Annotated in this window: 16 protein-coding genes; 8 read left to right on the top strand and 8 right to left on the bottom strand. The window is 72.5% G+C overall.

Annotated features, from left to right (window positions below):
- Window positions 1–51 precede the first annotated feature (51 nt).
- The 8 genes from paaE to ABD286_RS07030 form a co-directional block, all read right to left on the bottom strand.
- The gene (gene paaE / locus ABD286_RS07065) at window positions 52–1,152 is read right to left on the bottom strand and encodes a 1,2-phenylacetyl-CoA epoxidase subunit PaaE (RefSeq protein WP_344191594.1); all 1,101 of its coding nucleotides are present in this window, start codon (window positions 1,150–1,152) and stop codon (window positions 52–54) included.
- The gene (gene paaD, locus ABD286_RS07060; protein WP_344191592.1) at window positions 1,153–1,746 is read right to left on the bottom strand and encodes a 1,2-phenylacetyl-CoA epoxidase subunit PaaD; all 594 of its coding nucleotides are present in this window, start codon (window positions 1,744–1,746) and stop codon (window positions 1,153–1,155) included.
- A gap of 2 nt (window positions 1,747–1,748) precedes the next feature.
- Entirely contained in the window at window positions 1,749–2,765 is a 1,017-nt protein-coding gene (paaC, locus tag ABD286_RS07055) for a 1,2-phenylacetyl-CoA epoxidase subunit PaaC (protein ID WP_344191590.1), read from the bottom strand.
- Between the two features lie 8 nt (window positions 2,766–2,773).
- The gene (gene paaB / locus ABD286_RS07050) at window positions 2,774–3,067 is read right to left on the bottom strand and encodes a 1,2-phenylacetyl-CoA epoxidase subunit PaaB (RefSeq protein WP_344191588.1); all 294 of its coding nucleotides are present in this window, start codon (window positions 3,065–3,067) and stop codon (window positions 2,774–2,776) included.
- The gene (paaA, locus tag ABD286_RS07045) at window positions 3,064–4,047 is read right to left on the bottom strand and encodes a 1,2-phenylacetyl-CoA epoxidase subunit PaaA (protein WP_344191586.1); all 984 of its coding nucleotides are present in this window, start codon (window positions 4,045–4,047) and stop codon (window positions 3,064–3,066) included. The genes paaB and paaA overlap by 4 nt, the downstream gene beginning before the upstream one ends.
- A gap of 136 nt (window positions 4,048–4,183) precedes the next feature.
- Window positions 4,184–5,611 (bottom strand): tryptophan-rich sensory protein, encoded by a 1,428-nt coding sequence (locus tag ABD286_RS07040; protein WP_344191584.1) that lies wholly within the window; start codon window positions 5,609–5,611, stop codon window positions 4,184–4,186.
- 2 nt (window positions 5,612–5,613) lie between these two features.
- Entirely contained in the window at window positions 5,614–6,336 is a 723-nt protein-coding gene (locus ABD286_RS07035; RefSeq protein ID WP_344191581.1) for a CPBP family intramembrane glutamic endopeptidase, read from the bottom strand.
- Complete coding sequence (locus ABD286_RS07030) at window positions 6,333–7,745, bottom strand: cryptochrome/photolyase family protein (RefSeq protein ID WP_344191579.1); 1,413 nt, start codon at window positions 7,743–7,745, stop codon at window positions 6,333–6,335. Before ABD286_RS07030 ends, ABD286_RS07035 begins: the two co-directional genes overlap by 4 nt.
- Window positions 7,746–7,944: 199 nt before the next feature.
- Between ABD286_RS07030 and ABD286_RS07025 the strand changes: the two genes are divergently transcribed.
- The 8 genes from ABD286_RS07025 (at window position 7,945) to ABD286_RS06990 (ending at window position 21,351) form a co-directional block, all read left to right on the top strand.
- Complete coding sequence (locus ABD286_RS07025) at window positions 7,945–13,458, top strand: ATP-binding protein (protein WP_344191577.1); 5,514 nt, start codon at window positions 7,945–7,947, stop codon at window positions 13,456–13,458.
- Window positions 13,459–13,460: 2 nt separating this feature from the next.
- Complete coding sequence (locus tag ABD286_RS07020; protein ID WP_344191575.1) at window positions 13,461–14,069, top strand: nucleotidyltransferase family protein; 609 nt, start codon at window positions 13,461–13,463, stop codon at window positions 14,067–14,069.
- 146 nt (window positions 14,070–14,215) lie between these two features.
- A complete protein-coding gene (locus ABD286_RS07015; protein ID WP_344191573.1) occupies window positions 14,216–15,109 on the top strand; it encodes an AAA family ATPase in 894 nt (297 codons plus the stop codon).
- Window positions 15,106–16,233: a vWA domain-containing protein gene (locus ABD286_RS07010; protein WP_344191571.1), complete on the top strand. Its 1,128-nt coding sequence runs from the start codon at window positions 15,106–15,108 to the stop codon at window positions 16,231–16,233. Before ABD286_RS07015 ends, ABD286_RS07010 begins: the two co-directional genes overlap by 4 nt.
- On the top strand, window positions 16,226–17,428 hold the full coding sequence (locus ABD286_RS07005; RefSeq protein ID WP_344191569.1) for an XdhC family protein: 1,203 nt from the start codon (window positions 16,226–16,228) through the stop codon (window positions 17,426–17,428). Before ABD286_RS07010 ends, ABD286_RS07005 begins: the two co-directional genes overlap by 8 nt.
- A gap of 88 nt (window positions 17,429–17,516) precedes the next feature.
- Window positions 17,517–18,011, top strand: coding sequence for a (2Fe-2S)-binding protein (locus tag ABD286_RS07000; RefSeq protein ID WP_344191567.1), 495 nt, complete (start codon window positions 17,517–17,519; stop codon window positions 18,009–18,011).
- Window positions 18,008–20,500: a xanthine dehydrogenase family protein molybdopterin-binding subunit gene (locus ABD286_RS06995; protein WP_344191565.1), complete on the top strand. Its 2,493-nt coding sequence runs from the start codon at window positions 18,008–18,010 to the stop codon at window positions 20,498–20,500. Before ABD286_RS07000 ends, ABD286_RS06995 begins: the two co-directional genes overlap by 4 nt.
- Entirely contained in the window at window positions 20,497–21,351 is an 855-nt protein-coding gene (locus ABD286_RS06990; protein ID WP_344191563.1) for an FAD binding domain-containing protein, read from the top strand. Before ABD286_RS06995 ends, ABD286_RS06990 begins: the two co-directional genes overlap by 4 nt.
- Window positions 21,352–21,353: the final 2 nt, after the last annotated feature.

The raw sequence follows: 21,353 nt of genomic DNA, 5'->3' as shown, positions 1-21,353 counted from the left end.
GGTGCTCGTCGGTATGGCGCGGAGCCAGCCCCGGCGGGTGGCTCCGGTGGGTCAGGCGTCGAAGTCGACGGTGACCGTGTCGCTGACGGGGTGGGTCTGGCAGGTGAGGACGAAACCCTGCTCGACCTCGCGCTGCTCGAGCGCGTAGTTGCGGCGCATGTCGACCTCGCCCTCGCGGACCAGCGCGCGACAGGTGCCGCAGACGCCGCCCTTGCAGGCGAAGGGCAGGTCGGTGCGGGTGGCCTGGGCGGAGTCGAGGATCGACTGGCCGCGGGACATCGGCGTCGTCGAGGACAGGCCGTCGAGCACCACCGTGACTTCGCTCGTCTCCCCCTCGACGACCGCGTCGGCGCGGTGCAGCTCGGGCGGCGGCTCGTCGACGTAGAACAGCTCGAAGTGCACCTTGTCGGCGGGGACGTCGAGCTCGGTGAGCACCTCGCGGGCCGACTGGATCATCGCGAGCGGACCGCAGAGCCAGACGTGGTCGACGTCGTGGACGGGCACGAGCACCTCGAACAGCCGGCGCAGGCGGTCGGCGTCGAGGCGGCCCGAGAACAGCTCGACGTCGCGGGGCTCGCGGGACAGGACGTGCACGAGCTGGAAGCGGGAGCCGTGCCGGTTCTTCAGGTCGGCGAGCTCCTCGGCGAACATCACCGAGCCGGTGGTGCGGTTGCCGTAGAGGAGCGCCACCTCCGCCTCGGGGTTGGCGAGGACGGTGCTCGCGATCGACAGCATCGGGGTGATGCCGGATCCCGCGGCGATGCACAGGTGGCGGCCGCCCTCGGCGGGGTCGGCGCGGAAGGTCCCGTGCGGCGTCTGCACCTCGACCTCGTCACCGGGGCGCAGCTCGTGCAGCAACCACTGGGAGAACAGGCCGCCGGGGATCTCGCGGACGCCGATGCGCGGGCGGTCGCCGACGGTGGCGCAGATCGAGTAGGTGCGTCGGTGCTCGACCCCGTCGATGCGGCGGCGCAGGGTGAGTGACTGGCCGGCGGCGAACGCGTAGGCCCGGGTGAGCTCGTCGGGCACGTCGAAGGAGACGGCGGCGGCGTCGTCCGTGAGCTGCTCGACCGAGTGCACGGTCAACGTGTGGAACGTGGGGGCAGGGCGTCGAGGCTTCTTCAGCAGCAACGAGGGGGCGGCCGAGGTCACTCAGATCTCCTTGACGTGCTCGAAGGGCTCGAAGCAGCTGGTGCAGCGGTAGAGCGCCTTGCAGGCGGTGGGGCCGAACTCCGAGGTCAGCTCGGTCTGCGCGGATCCACAACGGGGACAGTCGATCTCGCGACGGGTGGGCATGAGGGACAGAGCGACCGGACCGCTGCGGGCTGGCACCCGGCCGGGAGCCGAGAGGCCGTGGTCGCGCAGGGCCTGGCGGCCGCGCTCGCTGATCCAGTCGCTCGACCACGCCGGGGTGAGGGAGACGCGCACGCGTGCTCCGGGCAGTCCGGCCTCCTGCAGCGAGCGGACGAGGTCGTCGCGCATCGCGGCCATGGCAGGGCAGCCGGTGTAGGTCGGGGTGATGGCGACGACGACCTGACCCGCCTCGTCGACCTCGACCTCGCGCAGGACACCGAGGTCCTCGAGGGTCAGCATCGGCATCTCCGGGTCGGTGACGGTCCGCGCCACGGCGATCGCCTTCTCCCGCAACGTCTCCCGCTCGGTCGATGTAAGAACGCCGTGATTCTCGGGCGTGTTCACATCGACCCGGGGGGAGGTGGCGGTGGGAGCCGGGCCGATCGAGCTCATGGTCACCACTTCCCGCTGGGGTGGGCGCGCGCGACCACCTGCATCTCCGCCAGCAGCAGGCCGAGCGCCTCGGTGTGCAGCCCGTCGCGGCCCTGTCGTCCCTGGACCGCGGCGAGCGCTCCCTGGGTCGGCTGGTCGACACCGCTGACGGCGAAGACCTGGGCGAGCACGACGGCGACGTCGTCAGCGGTTGTCGCGGGGTCGACCCCGACCCCCGCCGCGGCGACCCGGGCCTCGACCTCGTGCGTCGCGAACAGCTCGGCCTGGAACGGCCAGACGAGCGCGAGGGCGGTGTCGAGACGACGGCGCGACTCCTGCGTGCCCTGCGCCAGGGTGAGGAACCAGCGACCCGCGTAGTCGCGGGTGTAGGTGAGCTCCTTGACACCCTTCGCCGCAACAGCCGACAGCACGTGGTCCCGGCTGGAGGCCAGTCGCTCCAGCAGCGCGAGCCGGGCGGTCGCGAAGACGAGCAGCTTGACGATGGTCACGGCGAAGTCGCCGTTGTCGGTCTCGACGAGCCGCACGTTGCGGAACTGCCCGGCCTCACGGAAGAACGCCAGGGCGTCCTCGGGCGGCACCGGGGAACCGTCGGGGAGGACCGGCACGAGCGAGGGGTCGGCCGCCGCGGCCCGGGCGAGCAGCAGCCGGGCCTGGCCGAGGAGGTCGAGTGCGATGTTGGACAGCGCGATGTCGTCCTCGAGGTCGGGCGCCCGGCTGGTCCACTGCGAGAGCCGTTGCGAGGCGATGAGCGCGTCGTCGGCGAGCATGAGGCAGTAGGTGCCGAGGTCGTGGGCGTCGACGCCGTCGGGGACGGTCGTGTCGACCCCGGCCAGCGGGTCCTCGAAGTCGGTGCCGAAGGCCCAGTGCGACGGGTCGCCACCGAGCAGCCCGTCGTAGACCGAGCCGTGGGCGTCGGAGGGGTCGGGGGCCGGGTGGGAGGCCGGCTCCGGCGCGGCGTTGGAGCCTGGCTCGGGACGCGACGTCGACTCGGGAGCGGGGTGCGAGGGGGAGTCGGTCATCTCGGGCCTCACATGTGGGGGACGTTGTCGGGGATCTCGTAGAACGTCGGGTGCCGGTAGACCTTGTCGTTGCTCGGCGCGAACATCGGGTCCTTCTCGTCCGGGCTCGACGCCGCGATCTCCTTGGACTGCACCACCCAGATGCTCACGCCCTCGTTGCGTCGGGTGTAGACGTCGCGGGCGTGGCGCAGCGCCATGTCGTCATCGGCCGCGTGCAGCGAGCCCACGTGGACGTGGTTGAGGCCGCGCTTGCCGCGGACGAACACCTCGTACAGCGGCCACTCGGCCTTGACGTCGCTCATGCGGCACCCCCGGCGGTCGCGACGGAGGCCTGCTTGGCGGCGTACGCGGTCGCGGCCTCGCGCACCCACGCACCGTCCTCGTGGGCCTTGCGGCGGTGGGCGATCCGCTGGGTGTTGCAGGGGCCGTTGCCCTTGACGACCTGCATGAACTCGTCCCAGTCGGGCTGGCCGAAGTCGTGGTGGCCGCGCTCGTCGTTCCAGCGCAGCTCGGGGTCGGGGAACGTGACGCCCAGCGCGGCAGCCTGCGGCACCGACATGTCGACGAACCGCTGGCGCAGGTCGTCGTTGCTGTTGCGCTTGATGCCCCAGGCCATCGACTGCGCCGAGTTGGGCGACTCGTCGTCGGGCGGCCCGAACATCATCAGCGCCGGCCACCAGAACCGGTTGACCGACTCCTGCACCATGGCGCGCTGCTCGTCGGTGCCCTGCATCATCGTCATGAGCAGCTCGTAGCCCTGCCGCTGGTGGAAGGACTCCTCCTTGCAGATGCGGATCATCGCGCGGCCGTACGGTCCGAACGAGGTGCGGCACAGCGGCACCTGGTTGCAGATGGCGGCGCCGTCGACGAGCCAGCCGATGGTGCCCACGTCGGCGTACGACAGGGTCGGGTAGTTGAAGATCGAGGAGTACTTCTGCGCGCCGGAGATGAGCTTCTCGGTGAGCTCGCCGCGGCTGACCCCGAGGGTCTCGCACGCGGAGTAGAGGTAGAGCCCGTGGCCGGCCTCGTCCTGCACCTTGGCGAGCAGGATCGCCTTGCGCCGCAGCGACGGTGCGCGGCCGATCCACGCGCCCTCGGGCTGCATGCCGATGATCTCGGAGTGCGCGTGCTGGGCGATCTGGCGCACCAGGGTCCTGCGGTACCCGTCGGGCATCCAGTCGCGCGGCTCGATCCGGTCGCCGTGCCCGATGGTCGTGTCGAAGCCCGCCTGCAGCGGGTCGGTGGCCGCGGTGTCGGTGGCTGCGGTGTCGGTGGCGGTCATGGGTCCTCCACGAGGTCGGGGGCCGGGGTCAGATCAATTACTGACCGAACGGTCGGTAACAGTTTCGCAGATGCCCACCGCCCGGGCAACCACCGTATGCCGCCGCGCAGCCACCTCCCAGCCCCGCTCACTCGGGTCAGCGGCGGCTGCGGTTCCGGTGCGCGATCGTGCCGGACAGCACGGTGGCGAAGCCGCACCACGCGGCATACGCCCCGATCGCCACGGCCTTGCCGCGTCCCGCCGCGCCCGCGCGGCGGGCGAGGTCGGCCGACGAGAGGGTGAGGACAGCGCACTCGGCGGTGGCCAGCCACGGGCGACGGGCCCGGAAGAACAAGCCGGTCCAGGCGGTGTTGAGGGCCATGTTGAGAGCCAACGCCTGCTCGAGCTCCTTCGCCTCCTTCTCCCGGCCCGCCTCGGCGAGGTAGGAGGAGGACACGGCGCTGACGAGGGCGACATCGGCGTAGAGGCCGGTCCAGACCACGGGGAAGGCTGCGGGCGGCGGCTCCCACGAGGGCTTGTCGAGCTTGCGGTACCAGCGGGAGGTGGGGTCGGTGAGCAGCGAGCCGGTGACAGCGGCGGCGCCGACCATCGCACTGGTGCGGGCGAGCGTGCGGCGCCAGCGGAACGGGTCGATGCCGCGGTTGGCCTCGCGGATCGCGTCCGCGAACCCGGTCCGGCCACCGGGCGGCGGGCCGGTGACGTCGAGGATGTCCTGCTCGTCGCAGACGGCCTCGTGGACGAGGCTGCCGATCAGCGGGCGCCCGATGCCGCGGGAGATCGGGGTGACGATGTCGATCCAGAGCCCGGCGAGCTTGGGCGTGAGGACCGGGACCGTGGTGATGAAGCGGCGACCCAGGCCGACGATCTCGGCGTACTGCTGCATCATGTCGGCGTAGGTGAGGACCTCGGGTCCGCCGATGTCGAAGGTGCGGTTGACCTCCGGACCCATCAGGGCCGAGCCGGCGAGGTAGTGCATGACGTCGTCGACCGCGACCGGCTGGATCCGGTTGCGCAGCCACCGTGGCGCGACGACTGCCGGAAGCCGCTCGGTGAGGTGGCGCAGCATGTCGAACGACGCCGAGCCGTCCCCGAGGACGATCCCCGCCTGGAGCACGGTCGCGGGGACCGGGCCGTCGAGGAAGATGTCGCCGACCTCGACGCGGGAGGCGAGGTGGTCGGACAGGCGGCCCTGCGGGTGCAGCCCGCTGAGGTAGACGATGCGACCGACGCCACGGTCGTGGGCGGCGTCGGAGAAGGTGTGTGCCATCTCCCGGTCGCGCTGCATGAAGTCGCCCTTGCCGTCCATCGAGTGCAGCAGGTAGTAGGCGACGTCGACGTCCTCCAGCGCCCGGCGGCAGTCCTCGGGGGAGGTGGCGTTGCCCTCGACGACCTCCACGCGCCCGGCCCAGTCGTGGCCCTCGAGGCCACGGCGGCTGCGCGTGAGGACCCGCACGGTCCAGCCCCGGTCGAGCAGGACCGGGACGAGGGCGCCTCCGACGTAGCCGGTGGCGCCGGTGACCAGCACCCGACGGGGGGCGGTGGAGGAGTCAGGCGATGAGGACATGTTCAGCTTCCTGAGGAAAGGACGGTGGGCAGGAGGAAGAGCATCCCGAGCGACCACGTGAGGTGCGTGATCACCGGGCCGAGGATGCCGCCGGTGACCCGGCGCTGCAGCCCGGTCAGCAGGCCGAGCAGGGCGGCGGCGAGGACGAGCAGGGGGATGCCGGAGCCCACGGTCGTCAGCGCGTAGACCACCGTCGTGACCAGGACCGCACGGCGGCGGCCGATGGCGGAGTAGAGGGCGCCCCGGAAGTACAGCTCCTCGGAGATGCCGTTGACCGCCGTGATGAGCGCGACGACGGGCAGCGACCCGAGCCGGGCGTGATCGAGCAGGTTGGTCACGGGGTCGCGCAGCAGCGGGACCTGGGCGATGACCAGGCCTCCCAGCAGGAAGATCGCGAGGAGCAGCGCCCCGAGGGCCAGTGACTGCACGATCGGCCGGGCGTCCCCGCCTGCGCGCGTGTGGGCGCGACCGAGGTGCAGCGGGCCCGAGGCGAAGGCGCCGACGGTCCAGACCAGGGCCAGCCCGACGGTCGCGACGTAGAAGGTCGGGTCGCCGGGCGGGATGCGCAGCGCCAGCGTGAGCACGGCCGTGCCGACGAGGAGGGTGACGACGGCGACGAGGCGGCGGCGGCGGAAGGCGGCGTCGGACTCGGTGTGGTCGCGGGGGACCGGGGTGACGAGGGCGGCACGGACGAACGAGCGCACCTCGCTCACCGGGTTGATCACGACGACCCCGACCCTGACGAGCCGGACGACTGGGAGCCGCGCGCCGCCTCGTACCGGCGCAGCGCCTCGCGCCGCTCCTCGGCGTGGTCGACGATCCGCTCGGGGTAGTCGTGGTCGTACCCCTCGTCGTGCTTCCACGGCTCGTGGACGGCCTTGCCCGGGATGTGCGCCAGCTCGGGGACGTAGCGGCGCACGTAGTCGCCCTGGGGATCGAAGCGCTGGCCCTGGGTGATCGGGTTGAACACCCGGAAGTACGGCGACGCGTCGGTGCCGGTGCCGGCGACCCACTGCCACCCGTGGTTGTTGGAGGCGATGTCGCCGTCGAGCAGGTGGTCGAGGAAGTGCCGCGCGCCGACCGGCCACCAGACGTGCAGGTCCTTGGTGAGGAAGCTCGCCGTCACCATCCGCATCCGGTTGTGCATCCACCCCTCGGTCAGGAGCTGGCGCATCGCGGCGTCGACGACGGGGTACCCGGTGCGGCCCCCCTTCCACGCCTCGACGAGGTCCTCGTTGTCCTCGTAGGTGATGCCTGACAGCGCGGGGCGCAGGTCGTGCCACGACGACCTCGGGTTGTGCCAGAGCACGTCGGCGTAGAACTCGCGCCAGCACAGCTCGGTCTCGAAGGTCTGCGCCCCCTGCCCCGTCCGGCCGTCGAGCTCGGCGAGCAGCGTGCGCGGGTGCACCGCGCCGATCTTGAGGTAGGGGGACAGCCGCGACGTCCCCGGCCGGTCGGCCCGGTCGCGGTCGCCCTTGTATGCCGTGAGTGCGTCGTCGAGGAACTCGCGCCACCGCGAGAGCGCGGCCTCCTCGCCGGCGTCGGGGAGGTCGGGCAGTCCGTCGGCCTTGCGCGCCTCGCGCAGGGTCTTCCACCCGTCGTCGTCCGAGGCGACCCGGGCGAAGGTGACCCCGGAGGGCTCGGTGGCCGGGGCGGGCCAGCCGTGGTCGCGCCAGGCGCGGCTGAACGGGGTGAACACCTTGTAGGGGTCACCGCTGCCGTTGGTGATCGAACCCGGCCCGACGGCATACGGCGTCCCGGTCTCGACCCAGTCGACGCCGGCCTCGGCGAGCGACGCCGCCACGGCGCTGTCCCGGCGCACCCCGGCCGGGGTCGTCTCGCGGGAGACGTGCACGGACCCCGCGCCCACCTCCTCCACCACGGACGGGACGACCTTCGCCGGGTCGCCGACGCGCAGGCAGAGCCGGCCGTCGTACGCCTCTCGGGCCGCCTCGAGGGTCGCGGCGAGCCAGGCCCGCCGGACCGGGCCGGCTCCCTTCCACAGGGCAGGGTCGAGGACGAAGAGCACGAGCACCGAGCCGCCGTCGGCGGCCTCGGCAGCCCGACCCAGGGCAGGGAGGTCGCCCCTGCGCAGGTCGCGGCGGAGCCAGAGGATCGAGGCGGCGCGAGACATGTCCTCAACCCTAGGTGGGCTCGTCCGACCCCGCAGGGGGCGAGCGGTGAGGGCGGTCCCGCGGGCGGCCCGACCCGCCGCGTACGGGTCGGATCGGGCATTACTCGCGAGTCACCGACGATCGGTGGCAGGCTCGGGGCTCGGCGGCGTGCGGTCTGCGCCGCCAGCCGTCGTCCGTCTGTGCTGGGAGGCCCCCTCGATGTTCTCGCGCATCGCCATCGTCAACCGTGGAGAGGCCGCGATGCGGCTCATCCACGCCGTGCGCGACCTCAACGCCCAGGCCGGGGTCGGCGGGCACCGCATCGAGACGGTCGCCCTGCACACCGAGGGCGAGAAGCGCGCCATGTTCGTCCGCGAGGCCGACCTCGCGTACGACCTCGGCCCGGCGGCCAACCGCCCCTACCTCGACTACGCGGTGCTCGAGAAAGCGCTGCGCGAGACCGGCGCGGACGCCGCGTGGGTCGGCTGGGGCTTCGTCGCCGAGCACCCGGAGTTCGCCGAGCTGTGCGCCAGGATCGGCGTGACCTTCATCGGGCCGAGCGCCGAGGCGATGCGCAAGCTCGGCGACAAGATCGGCTCCAAGCTCATCGCCGAGGAGGTCGGCGTCCCCGTGGCGCCGTGGAGCCGCGGCGGGGTCGACACCCTCGAGGACGCCAAGGCCGCCGCCGCGGACATCGGCTACCCCCTCATGCTCAAGGCGACCGCCGGCGGTGGCGGGCGCGGCATCCGGATGGTCGCCTCCGACGCCGACCTCACCGACGCCTACGAGCGCACCCGCGACGAGGCCGAGCGGGCGTTCGGCTCCGGCGTGGTCTTCCTCGAGAAGCTCGTCACCGGCGCCCGCCACGTCGAGGTGCAGGTCATCGCCGACTCGCACGGCAGCGCCTGGGCGCTCGGCGTCCGGGACTGCTCCGTGCAGCGCCGCAACCAGAAGGTCATCGAGGAGTCCGCCTCGCCCGTCCTCGGCCCGGACCAGGTCGCCGAGGTCAAGGCCAGCGCCGAGCGCCTCGCCATCGCGGTCGGGTATGCCGGCGCGGGCACCGTGGAGTTCCTCTACCACCCGGGTGAGAAGTTCTTCGCCTTCCTCGAGGTCAACACCCGCCTCCAGGTCGAGCACCCCATCACCGAGGCGACGACCGACACCGACCTCGTCAAGCTCCAGATCCATGTCGCCGGGGGTGGGCGACTCGAGGGCGAGCGCCCGGTGGAGGAGGGGCACGCCGTCGAGGCCCGCCTCAACGCCGAGGACCCCGACCGCGACTTCGCTCCGTCGCCGGGTCGGATCGCGCTGCTCAACCTGCCGTCCGGCCCCGGCGTCCGGGTCGACACCGGTGTCGGCGAGGGCGACTCGATCCCCGCCGACTTCGACTCGATGATCGCCAAGATCATCGCCGTCGGCAGCGACCGCGACGAGGCCCTGGCCCGCCTGCGCCGTGCGATGTCCGAGACGACCGTCGTCATCGAGGGCGGCGCCACCAACAAGAGCTTCATCCTCGACCTGCTCGACCAGCCCGAGGTCATCGACGGCAGCGCCGACACGGGCTGGATCGACCGTGTCCGCGGTGAGGGCCGACTCGTCCTGCACCGCCACTCCGGCATCGCCCTCGTCGCCGCCGGCATCGAGGCCTACGAGGACGAGGAGGAGGTGGAGCGCACACGACTCCTCGAGACCTCCCGCGGTGGACGGCCCCAGGTCCAGCACCGCACCGGCCGCGCCATCGACCTCAAGCTCCGCGGCACGGCGTACAAGGTCACGGTCTGGCGGATCGGACCGCACCTGTTCCGCGCCACCGTGGCCGGCGGGACGGTCGAGCAGACCGTCGACGCCGAGCTCGACCGCCTCGACGAGTACACGAGCCGCCTCACCACCGGCGGCCGCACCCACCGGCTCATCACCGCCACGCACGGGCCGGTCCAGCTCGTCGAGGTGGACGGGGTGACCCACCGCGTGAGCCGGGACGAAGGTGGCGTGCTGCGCTCCCCGGCCCCGGCCCTCGTCGTCGCCACCCCTGCCCCCGTCGGCAGCGAGGTCGCAGCCGGTGCGCCCGTCCTCGTGCTCGAGTCCATGAAGATGGAGACCGTCCTGCCCGCGCCGTTCGCCGCGCGCGTCAAGGAGCTGCTCGTCTCGACCGGCAGCCAGGTCGAGACCGGTGCGCCGATGGTGCGCCTCGAGCCGCTCGGTGACCCCGACGCGGTCGCCGAGGCCGCCCCCGAGAACACCGTCGACCTCGACCTGCCCGCCACCGACCTCAGCGGTGCCGGTGCGCAGGAGGTCATCGACCGGTCGCGGGCCTCGCTCTGCGCCATGCTGCTGGGCTACGACGTGGACCCCCGCGACGGCGGCGGCACGCTGCGCTCCTACCTCGCTGCGCGTGAGGAGCTGGTCGCGGCCGGGCACGCCCAGATCGGCGACGAGGTCGCCGTCCTCGAGGTGTTCGCCGACTTCGCCGAGCTGAGCCGCAACCGGCCCGCCGGCGAGGAGGACCACGTCGAGAACCGCGTGCACAGCCCCCGCGAGCACTTCCACACCTACCTGCAGAGCCTCGACGTCGAGCGCGGGGCGCTGCCCGAGCAGTTCCGCAGCAAGCTCTCGCAGGTGCTGCGCCACTACGGCCTGGACGGCCTCGACCGGACGCCGCAGCTCGAGGAGGCCGTCTTCCGCGTCTTCCTCGCCCAGCAGCGCTCGGCCCCCGAGGTCGCGCTCGCCACGGCGCTGCTCCAGCACTGGATCGTCGAGCCCCGGCCCGAGCCGCCGCTTGACGCCAGCGCCCGCGACGTCCTCGACCGCCTCGTCGTCGCCACCCAACTGCGCTACCCCGTCATCGGCGACCTCGCGCGCAGCGTGCGGTTCCGCTGGTTCGACCAGCCGCTCGTCGACGCCGACCGAGCCACCGTCCTCGGTGGCGTCCGCGACGAGCTCGCCGCCCTCGAGGACGTGCCGGGGGGAGACGAGCGCGCGGGCCGCATCGACGCGTTGGCGGCGATCCCCGAGCAGATCGTGCAGTTCCTCGCCGAGCGCCTGGAGTCCGGCGTGCCCAGCCGCGAGCCGATGCTCGCCGTCCTGATCAAGCGGCACTACCGCGAGCACGAGCTCACCGGCCTGCGCGAGCTCCAGGTGGAGTCGCGCCCCTTCGCCGTCGCCGACTACACCCTCGACGGCCGCCCGACCCACCTCGTGACCTCCATCGGTCGCGTCGACGAGCTCGCACCCGACTCCGGCCTCGTGGCGGGCGTCGCCGAGCAGCTGGCGGCGCGCGGCGAGGGCGACGAGGCCGTCGTCGACCTCTACCTCGCCTGGGCCGACGAGCCGTCCTCCGCCGAGGAGGCCTCCGCCCACCTCGCGACCGCGCTCGCCGCGGTCCCGTTCGCCCAGCAGGTGCGTCGTGTGGCCGTGGCCGTCTGCCCGGGCGGCGGGCGACCGGTCAGCTACTTCACCTTCCGCCCCGAGGACGGCTCGATGGTCGAGGACCGCCTCGTCCGCGGGGTGCACCCGATGGTCGGGCGCCGGCTCAACCTGTGGCGGCTGCGCGACTTCGACATCACCAGGCTGCCGGCCCCGGAGGACGTGCTGCTCTACCGCTGCGTGGCCCCCGGCAACGAGTCCGACCAGCGGCTCGTGGCGCTGGCCCAGGTGCGCCAGCTCGCCGTCGTCCGGGACGAGAGCGGTCGCGTGACCGCCCTGCCGCACGCCGAGCGCGCCATCGCCAACTGCCTCGAGGCGATCCGTCGTGCCCGTGCGGCTGCCGGCTCGGCCGGGGCGCGCCTCGACATGAACCACGTCTGGGTGCACATCTGGCCGCCGATCGAGGCCGACCTCGACCAGCTCACCGCGCTCCAGGCGAAGATCTCGCCGCTCACCGCCGGTGCCGGGATCGAGGAGGTCCTCGTGCAGGGCCGCATCGCGACCCCGGACGGCGCCAGCGCCCCTCTCGCGGCTCGGTTCCACTACCAGCCCGGCTCCGGGGTCGTGACCTCGGTCGAGGAGCCGCCGACCGAGCGCCTGCTGCCGCTGGACGACTACGCGCAGAAGGTCGTCCGCGCCCGTCGCCGGGGCGTCGTCTACCCCTACGAGCTCCAGGCGATGATCGCCGGCCACGGCGGCACCGCCACGGAGTACGACCTCGACGACCGCGGCAGCCTCGTCCCCGTCGACCGCCCCTACGGCCTCAACAAGGCAGGCATCATCGCCGGGGTCATCACGACGCCGACCGAGCGGTACCCCGAGGGCATCACCCGCGTGCTGCTGTGCGGCGACCCGCTCAAGGCGCTCGGCGCGGTGGCCGAGGCCGAGTGCATGCGTGTCATCGCGGCCCTCGACCTGGCGCAGGAGATGGGGGTGCCGGTCGAGTGGTTCGCCCTCTCCGCCGGCGCCCGGATCTCGATGGACTCCGGCACGGAGAACATGGACTGGGTCGCTCGGGCGCTCAAGCGGATCATCGAGTTCACCCAGGACGGCGGCGAGATCAACATCGTCGTCGCCGGCATCAACGTCGGCGCCCAGCCCTACTGGAACGCCGAGGCCACGATGCTCATGCACACCAAGGGAATCCTCGTGATGACCCCGGACAGTGCCATGGTCCTCACGGGCAAGCAGTCGCTCGACTTCTCCGGTGGTGTGTCGGCCGAGGACAACTTCGGCATCGGCGGCTACGACCGCGTCATGGGCCCGAACGGTCAGGCGCAGTACTGGGCCCCCGACCTCGCCGGCGCCCGTGACGTCCTCATGGCGCACTACGACCACACCTACGTCCACCCGGGCGAGGACGGCCCGCGTCGGGCGCGGACCACCGACCCCGTCGACCGTGACGTGACGACGTTCCCGCACACCCTCGCGGACTCCGGCTTCACGACCGTCGGCGACATCTTCTCCTCGGAGACCAACCCCGACCGCAAGAAGCCGTTCGACATCCGCACCCTGATGGCCGCGGTCGCCGACCAGGACCACGAGACGCTCGAGCGCTGGGCCGGCATGGCCGACGCAGAGACGGCCGTGGTGCAGGACGCCCACCTCGGCGGGATCCCGGTGTGCCTGTTGGGGATCGAGTCCAAGACGGTGGCTCGTCGCGGCTTCCCACCCACCGACGGCCCGGACACCTACACCGCGGGCACGCTGTTCCCGCGGTCGTCGAAGAAGGCGGCACGGGCGATCAACGCCGCGTCCGGCAACCGCCCGGTCGTGGTCCTCGCCAACCTGTCCGGCTTCGACGGGTCGCCGGAGTCGATGCGCAGCCTCCAGCTCGAGTACGGCGCCGAGATCGGCCGCGCGATCGTCAACTTCGACGGTCCGATCGTCTTCACCGTCGTCTCCCGCTACCACGGCGGCGCCTTCGTGGTGTTCTCCAAGGTGCTCAACCCGCGGATGACGGTGCTCGCGGTCGAGGGCTCGTTCGCCTCGGTCCTCGGCGGTGCGCCCGCGGCGGCGGTCGTGTTCTCCCGTGACGTCGATGCCCGTACGGCGTCGGACGCCCGGGTGCGCGACCTCGAGGCCGCCATGGGTGAGGCCGACCAGGCCCGCCGGGCCGAGCTGGCGACCGAGCTCGCCGAGGTGCGCAGCGCAGTCCGCTCGGAGAAGCTCGGCGAGGTGGCGTCGGAGTTCGACAAGGTGCACAGCATCCACCGAGCCGTCAGCGTCGGGTCGGTCGACGCCGTGATCTCGGCCAACGAGCTGCGGCCGCGGATCATCGCCGCGATCGAGGCCGGGCTCAAGGGCTGACGATGACGGTCCCCGAGGAGGAGCCCCGCCCCGTGGCGGGCCTCCTCCTCGCCGCCGGCGGAGGCCGTCGCATGGGCCGGCCCAAGGCCCTGGTCGCCGACCCGGCCGGCGGCACCTTCCTCGAACGGGGGCTGCGGGTGCTGAGGGAGTCGGGCTGCGACCCGGTCCTGGTCGTCCTCGGCGCCGGCATCGACGAGGCGCGACCCCTGGCGGAGGCGGGGACCGCCCCGGCCGACGTCGTCGTCGAGGCCGCGGACTGGGCCGACGGCCAGAGCGCCTCGTTGCGAGCGGGGCTGCGGGCGGTCGCCGGCACCGGCGCGGAGGCCGTCATCGTCCTGCTCGTCGACCTCCCTGACGTCGGCCCGCAGGTCCTCACGCGGCTCTTGGCTGCTACGGCGGGCGAGGGGCCCGCGGTCCTGGCGCGGGCGGCATACGAGGGGGTCCCCGGCCACCCGGTCCTGATCGGCCGCGAGCACTGGGCGGCGGTCCTCGACGGCGCCACCGGCGACCGCGGGGCTCGCGACCACCTCGCCACCCACCCGCACACCGTCGTCGAGTGCGGTGACCTGGCCACCGGCCGCGACGCCGACACCCCCGCCGACCTGACCTGACTTGACCTGACCACGGCCCGGCGACCGTCCAGCCCGCGGATGGTCGCCGGGTGGCTCGCACCGCTGACCGCGGCGAATGCCCCTCTCGTCGTTCACACATCTGCATTCCCCTTTCGGTTCGGGCCCGCGTGGGTGATGATCGGCACATGGAGCCACGGGAGGCCTTTGCGTCGGCCGGGGAGCTGACACGTGGCCTCGGGGACACCGGGTACCTCGCTGACGCATCCCTCGCCACGGTCGCGTGGCTCGCCCTGCGCCTGCAGCGCCCGCTGCTCCTCGAAGGGGAGCCCGGCACGGGGAAGACCGCTCTCGCGGAGGCGCTCGCCGAGACGCTCGACCTGCCCCTCATCCGGCTCCAGTGCTACGAGGGCATCGACGCGACGCAGGCCCTCTACGACTGGGACTTCCCCCGACAGATCCTGCACCTGCGCGCAGTCGAGGCGGTCGCCAGCGACCAGGCGCGCGACGTCGCGGAGGTCGAGGACCAACTGTTCGACCAGCGCTTCCTGCTCGCCCGACCCGTCCTGCGCGCGCTGCAAGAGTCGCCCGCGGTTCTCCTCGTCGACGAGATCGACCGCGCCGACGACGAGTTCGAGGCGTTCCTGCTCGAGGTGCTCTCGACCTGGCAGGTCACGATCCCCGAGCTCGGCACCGTCACCGCCGCCACGCCCCCGGTGGTCATCCTCACCTCCAACCGGACCCGTGAGCTGCACGACGCCCTCAAGCGCCGATGTCTCTACCACTGGATCGACCACCCGGGCCTCGCCCGGGAGCTGGAGATCGTCCGGTCCCGTGCCCCCCACGTCTCGGAGTCCCTTGCGGAGCAAGTGGTTTCGGCGGTCCAGGTACTCCGTCAGGACCACGACCTCATCAAGCCGCCCGGTGTCGCCGAGACCCTCGACTGGGCACGCGCCCTGCACGAGCTCGGAGCGCCCAGCCTCGACCTCGAGACAGCCTCCGCCACCCTCGGCGTCGCCGTGAAGTACCGCGAGGACTCCGAGCGGGTCCGCGCCGCCCTCGACCGGATCCTCACCTCATGAGCGCGTCCGAGGCCCCCACCGCGCCGTGGCACGCCCCTGACGCGGTGCTGCTCGGGTTCGCCCGGGCGCTGCGGGCCTCGGGCGTGGCCGTCACCGCCGACCGCGAGCGCACCTACCTCGAGGCGGTCGCCGCGGTCGGGCTGCTGGACCCCTCCGGCGTCTACTGGGCGGGGCGGGCGACGCTGTGCTCCTCACCAGCCGACCTCGAGCGCTACGACCAGGTGTATGCCGCGTGGTTCGGCCTCGAGCGCGCCGGCACCCGCCCGCGCCAGGAGGCGTCCCCCACGCTGACCATGGCTCCCCTCGAGGGTGACCAGGGTTCGGGCGAGACCCGGGAGCAGGAGGAGGACGCCGTCCGCGCGCAGGCCAGTGCGACCGAGGTGCTGCGGCACCGCGACATCGCGAGCCTCGGCAGCGCCGAACGCGCCCGGCTCGCCGCCCTGTTCGCGCAGCTGCGACCCCGGGCCCCGCGCCGACCGGCGCACCGGGCCACACCGTCCTCCCGGGGGGCCGTCGACGCGCGCCGCACCCTCCGCGACCAGCTCCGCCGCATGGGGGAGCCGGGACCCATCGCCTGGCAGCGCCGGGGCACGCGTCCGCGCCGGGTCGTCCTGCTGGTCGACGTCTCCGGCTCCATGAGCCCCTACGCCGACGCGCTGCTGCGCCTCTCGCACACCTACGCCGCGACCGGCCTGCCCGTCGAGGTCTTCACCCTGGGCACCCGCCTCACCCACATCACGCGACCGCTGCGCCAGCGCGACCCCGAGCGGGCCCTGGTGGCCTGCGGCAACGCCGTCCCCGACTGGTCCGGCGGCACCCGCCTGGCCCAGGGCCTCAAGGTCTTCCTCGACCGGTGGGGCCGTCGGGGGATGGCCCGTGGCGCCGTGGTCGTGGTGTTCAGCGACGGCTGGGAGCGGGAGGCGCCGGAGGCGCTGGGGGAGCAGATGCGGCGTCTGCGGGCCCTCGCCCACCGGGTCGTGTGGGTCAACCCCCACCGGGGCAAGGCGGGGTACGAGCCGGTGCAGCAGGGGATCGTCGCCGCCCTGCCCCACATCGACGACTTCGTCGCCGGGCACTCGATGGCGGCCTTCGAGGAGCTCGTGGAGGTGGTGGCCCGTGCGTGAGGTGATGCCGGAGCTGCTCCGGTGGTGGCGGGCCGGCGCCACGATCGGGGTCTCGACCGTGGTGGCGACCTGGCGCTCGGCGCCCCGGCCGGCCGGCGCCTCGATGCTCGTCGGCCCCGGCGGTGAGGCCGTCGGGTCGGTGTCGGGTGGCTGCGTCGAGGGCGCGGTCTACGAGCTCGCCTCGGGCGTCGTCGCCGACGGCACCCCGGTCCTGCAGCGTTACGGCGTCAGCGACGACGACGCCTACTCCGTCGGCCTGACCTGCGGCGGCATCCTCGACGTGTTCGTCGAGTCGGTGAGCCAGGAGTCGTTCCCCGAGCTCGGAGAGGTGGCCGACGACGTCGAGGCGGGTCGTCCGGTCGCCGTCGCCACCGTCATCGAGCACCCCGACCCCGCGTGGCTGGGCCGCCGCCTCGTCGTCCGGCCAGAGGGTTCCGAGGCGGGCGACTCGGGCTCGCTGGGCTCGACCCGCGCCGACGACGCCGTGACCGACGACGTCCGCGGGCTGCTCGCGTCGGGCCGGACCGAGACGCTCACCTACGGTCCCGACGGGGAGCGCCGCGGTGAGGGGCTGCGGGTCTTCGTCTCGTCGTTCGCCCCGCGACCCCGCATGCTCGTCTTCGGTGCCATCGACTTCGCGGCGGCCGTGGCCCACCAGGGCAGCTTCCTGGGCTACGAGGTCACCGTCGTCGACGCCCGGCCCGTCTTCGCCACCACCAGCCGCTTCCCGTCCGCCGACGAGGTCGTCGTGCAGTGGCCGCACCGCTACCTCGAGGCCGAGCGCAACGCGGGCCGCCTCGACGCGCGCACCGTGATCTGCGTGCTGACCCACGACCCGAAGTTCGACGTCCCCGTCCTCGAGATCGCCCTGCGCCTCCCCGAGGTGGCGTTCATCGGGGCGATGGGCTCGCGCCGTACGCACGAGGACCGGATGGCGCGGCTGCGCGAGGCCGGCCTCACCGGTGCGGAGCTGGACCGGCTGTCCAGCCCCATCGGGCTGGACCTCGGCGCGCGCACCCCGGAGGAGACGGCGGTGAGCATCGCGGCCGAGATCGTCGCCCTCCAGTGGGGCGGCCGCGGCGACCGGCTGGCCCACCGGGAGGGCCCCATCCACCACCACGGAACGACCCCGCACGAGTCCCACGGGACCGCCGGGGCCACCCCCACCCACGCAGGAGGTGGGGCCGGGACGTAGCCGGTTTGGGCGGTTGTCAGAGCAGGGCAATGCAGCAAGGATCCGAAGAGGCACCGGCAGGTGCAGCTCGAACACAAAGGAGTGTTGGATGACCCGCATCAACGTCACGGTCGACGGAGTCGGCTACGAGGACGAGGTGGAGCCGCGCACGTTGCTGGTCCACTACCTCAGGGAGAGCCTGGGCAAGACCGGCACCGTCATCGGTTGCGACACGAGCAACTGCGGTGCGTGCACCGTCCACCTCGACGGCCGCAGCGTGAAGTCCTGCAACGTGCTCGCGGTCCAGGCCGACGGCCACGAGGTGACCACCATCGAAGGGCTCGCCCAGGACGGTGAGCTGCACCCGATGCAGAAGGCCTTCCACAACTGCCACGCCCTCCAGTGCGGCTACTGCACCCCCGGCATGATCATGCAGGCCATCGACGTGCTCAACGAGAACCCCGACCCCTCCGAGGAGCAGATCCGGGTGGGCCTCGAGGGCAACCTGTGCCGCTGCACCGGCTACCACAACATCGTCAAGGCGGTGCAGGAGGCCGCGGGCTCCGGCGCCACCGCTGGTGCACGGGAAGGAGCGCAGTCATGACCGCCGTCGACGACCGCCCCGCGACCGAGATCGGGTCCTCGCGCAAGCGCAAGGAGGACCAGCGGCTCATCACGGGACGCACCAAGTGGACCGACAACATCCAGCTCCAGGGGATGCTGCACCTGGCCATGGTGCGCAGCCCCTTCGCCCACGCGAAGATCACCGCGATCGACACCTCGGCGGCCGCGGCTGCTCCGGGTGTCTCGGCCGTGATGACCGGCGAGGACGTCAAGGACATCCAGGGCTCGCTGCCCAACGCCTGGCCGATCACCGCCGACCAGAAGGCGCCGCCGCACCCGTCGATCGCGGTCGACCGCGTCGCCTTCGCCGGGGAGATCGTGGCCGTGGTGGTCGCACGCTCGGCCCGCGCCGCCCGTGACGCCGCCGAGCTCGTCGACGTCGACTACGACGAGCTGCCCGCAGCGCTCGACCTCAAGGAGTCGGCCGAGGACACCGTGCTCGCGCACCCCGACCTCGGCACCAACAAGAGCGCCTTCTGGCAGTTCGACTCCGCGGACGCCGGCACCGGAACGGCCGTCGACGACGCCATCGCCACCGCGCGCGACGGCGGCATCGTCATCGAGCGCGAGTACCGCCAGCAGCGCCTCATCCCGGCGTTCATGGAGCCGCGGTCGTTCGTCTGCGACCCCACCGGCGAGCAGATCACCATCTGGTCCTCGACGCAGGTGCCCCACTTCGTCCGCATCTTCACCGCGGCCACGCTCGGCATCCCGGAGAGCAAGGTCCGCGTGATCGCCCCCGACGTGGGCGGCGGCTTCGGCGGCAAGCTCCAGTACACGCCGGAGGAGGTCATCGTCACCCTGGCCGCCCGCAAGACGGGCAAGCCGGTCAAGTACACCGAGACCCGAAGCGAGTCCCTGCTGTCGGCCCACCACGGCCGCGACCAGTGGCAGCGGCTCACCCTCGCCGCCACCAAGGACGGCACCGTCACCGGGCTCAAGGTCGACCTGCTGGCCGACATGGGCGCGTACCTCGGCCTCGTCACCAGCGGTGTGCCGATCCTCGGCGCGTTCATGTTCAACGCGATCTACAAGTTCCCCGCCTACCAGTTCAACTGCACCAACGTCTTCACCAACAAGACGTGGACCGACGCCTACCGCGGCGCCGGGCGCCCGGAGGCGACCTTCGCCATCGAGCGGCTGATGGACGAGCTCGCGGCAGAGGTCGGTGTCGACCCGCTCGAGATCCGCGAGAAGAACTGGATCAAGCACGAGGAGTTCCCGTTCACCTCGGTGTGCGGCCTCGAGTACGACTCCGGCAACTACGAGGCAGCCACCGCCCGCGCCAAGGACCTGTTCGACTACGACGGCCTGCGTCGGGAGCAGCAGGAGCGGCGGGACCGCAAGGACCGCGTCCAGCTCGGCATCGGTGTCTCCACCTTCACGGAGATGTGCGGCCTCGCCCCGTCGCGGGTCCTCGGCAGCCTCTCGTACGCTGCGGGCGGCTGGGAGCACGCCGAGGTCCGGATGCTCCCGACCGGCAAGGTCGAGGTCGTCACCGGCGCCAGCGCCCACGGCCAGGGCCACGAGACCGCCTGGAGCCAGATCGTCGCCGACCGCCTCGGCATCCCGTTCGACGACATCGAGGTCCTGCACGGTGACACGCAGGTCGCCCCTCGTGGTCTGGACACCTACGGCTCACGCTCGCTCGTCGTCGGTGGACAAGCTCTCGTCATGGCCGCCGACCGGGTGATCGAGAAGGCCAAGCCGATCGCGGCCCACATGCTCGAGGCGTCGGTCGACGACATCGAGTTCAGCGGCGGCACGTTCAAGGTCAAGGGCACCGACAACGGCAAGGCGATGGCCGAGGTGGTCTGGGCGGCCTTCACCGCGCACGACCTGCCCGAGGGCACCGAGCCGACGCTCGACGCGGAGGCGACGTTCGACCCGTCGAACTTCTCCTTCCCCCACGGCACGCACCTGTGCGCCACGGAGGTCGACACCGAGACCGGTGCGGTCAAGATCCGCAGCTACGTCTCCGTCGACGACATCGGCAACATCATCAACCCGCTCATCGTCGAGGGGCAGATGCACGGCGGCATCGTGCAGGGCATCGCGCAGGCGTTGTGGGAGGAGGCGGTCTACGACGACCAGGGCACGCTCGTGTCGGGCTCGTTCGTCGACTACACCCTGCCCACGTCGGCCGACACGATCTCGTTCGTCACGGACAACACCGTGAGCCCGGCGACCTCGAACGACCTCGGCGCCAAGGGTGTCGGCGAGGCAGGATGCATCGCCTCCACGCCGGCCGTCGTCAACTCGATCGTCGACGCCGTCCGGCCGCTGGGGATCAACGACATCCAGATGCCGTGCACCCCCGAGCGGGTGTGGCGCGCGATCCAGTCGGCCGGCAGCCAGCAGGCCGACCCGACGACGGAGAGCGCCCAGCCGCACTTCGACGAGGAAGCGCCCAACCAAGCGCCGCCGGACCCCAGTAGCAGCGCCTCCGCGGAAGGAGCAGGTCAGTGATCCCCGCACAGTTCGACTACCTCGCGCCCACCTCGATCGCCGACGCGCTCAGCGCGCTGGCCGAGGCCGGGGACGACGCCAAGGTGATGGGCGGCGGGCAGAGCCTGCTTCCCATCCTGCGGATGCGACTCAACGCCCCGGACAAGGTCATCGACCTCGGCCGGATCGAGGAGCTGCGCGGCATCCGCGACGAGGGTGACCACGTCGTCATCGGCGCCATGACCACGTATGCCGACGTGCTGGCGAGCGACCTCGTCCGCCAGCACGCGGGCGTGCTGGCCGATGCGATCGAGGAGGTGGCTGATCCCCAGATCCGCCACCGCGGCACGGTGGGTGGGGCCCTGGTCCACGCCGACCCGGCCGGCGACGTGGGTGCTCCGGCGCTCGCGCTCGACACCGAGTTCGTCATCACCGGCCCCGGCGGGGACCGGACCGTCGCGGCGGGCGACTTCTTCGTCGACCTCTTCGAGACGGCGGTGGGCGAGGGCGAGCTGCTCACCTCCATCCGCATCCCGAAGCACACCGGGTGGGGGAGCCGCTACGAGAAGTTCGTGCGGGTCGCCCACCAGTGGTCGATCGTCGCGGTCGCGGCGACCGTCCGCGTGGAGGGCGGCACCATCGCCGAGGCCCGGATCGGGTTGACCAACATGGGATCCACGCCGCTGCGGGCGACCGCCGTGGAGCGGGCCCTGGTCGGCAAGGCGGCGACCGACGACGCGGTCCGCGAGGCCTGCGCGGCCGCTGCCGACGGCACCAACCCGCCGTCGGACCTCAACGGCGACGCCGACTACCGCAAGCACCTCGCCACCGTCCTCACCCGGCGTGCGGTCCTCGCCGCGGCAGGCGGGTGAGC

It is taken from the genome of Pedococcus aerophilus (assembly GCF_039532215.1).
GTDB lineage: Bacteria > Actinomycetota > Actinomycetes > Actinomycetales > Dermatophilaceae > Pedococcus > Pedococcus aerophilus.
Note: the sequence above shows the minus strand (reverse complement) of the source record. Positions and strands in the feature narration are given on the sequence as shown.

Bases quoted from the DNA above. Each gene is read 5' to 3' on its own strand.
- paaD (WP_344191592.1), bottom strand. From the start codon at position 1,746: ATGAGCTCGATCGGCCCGGCTCCCACCGCCACCTCCCCCCGGGTCGAT.
- paaC (WP_344191590.1), bottom strand. From the start codon at position 2,765: ATGACCGACTCCCCCTCGCACCCCGCTCCCGAGTCGACGTCGCGTCCC.
- paaB (WP_344191588.1), bottom strand. From the start codon at position 3,067: ATGAGCGACGTCAAGGCCGAGTGGCCGCTGTACGAGGTGTTCGTCCGC.
- paaA (WP_344191586.1), bottom strand. From the start codon at position 4,047: ATGACCGCCACCGACACCGCAGCCACCGACACCGCGGCCACCGACCCG.
- ABD286_RS07040 (WP_344191584.1), bottom strand. From the start codon at position 5,611: ATGTCCTCATCGCCTGACTCCTCCACCGCCCCCCGTCGGGTGCTGGTC.
- ABD286_RS07030 (WP_344191579.1), bottom strand. From the start codon at position 7,745: ATGTCTCGCGCCGCCTCGATCCTCTGGCTCCGCCGCGACCTGCGCAGG.
- ABD286_RS07025 (WP_344191577.1), top strand. From the start codon at position 7,945: ATGTTCTCGCGCATCGCCATCGTCAACCGTGGAGAGGCCGCGATGCGG.
- ABD286_RS07020 (WP_344191575.1), top strand. From the start codon at position 13,461: ATGACGGTCCCCGAGGAGGAGCCCCGCCCCGTGGCGGGCCTCCTCCTC.
- ABD286_RS07015 (WP_344191573.1), top strand. From the start codon at position 14,216: ATGGAGCCACGGGAGGCCTTTGCGTCGGCCGGGGAGCTGACACGTGGC.
- ABD286_RS07010 (WP_344191571.1), top strand. From the start codon at position 15,106: ATGAGCGCGTCCGAGGCCCCCACCGCGCCGTGGCACGCCCCTGACGCG.
- ABD286_RS07000 (WP_344191567.1), top strand. From the start codon at position 17,517: ATGACCCGCATCAACGTCACGGTCGACGGAGTCGGCTACGAGGACGAG.
- ABD286_RS06995 (WP_344191565.1), top strand. From the start codon at position 18,008: ATGACCGCCGTCGACGACCGCCCCGCGACCGAGATCGGGTCCTCGCGC.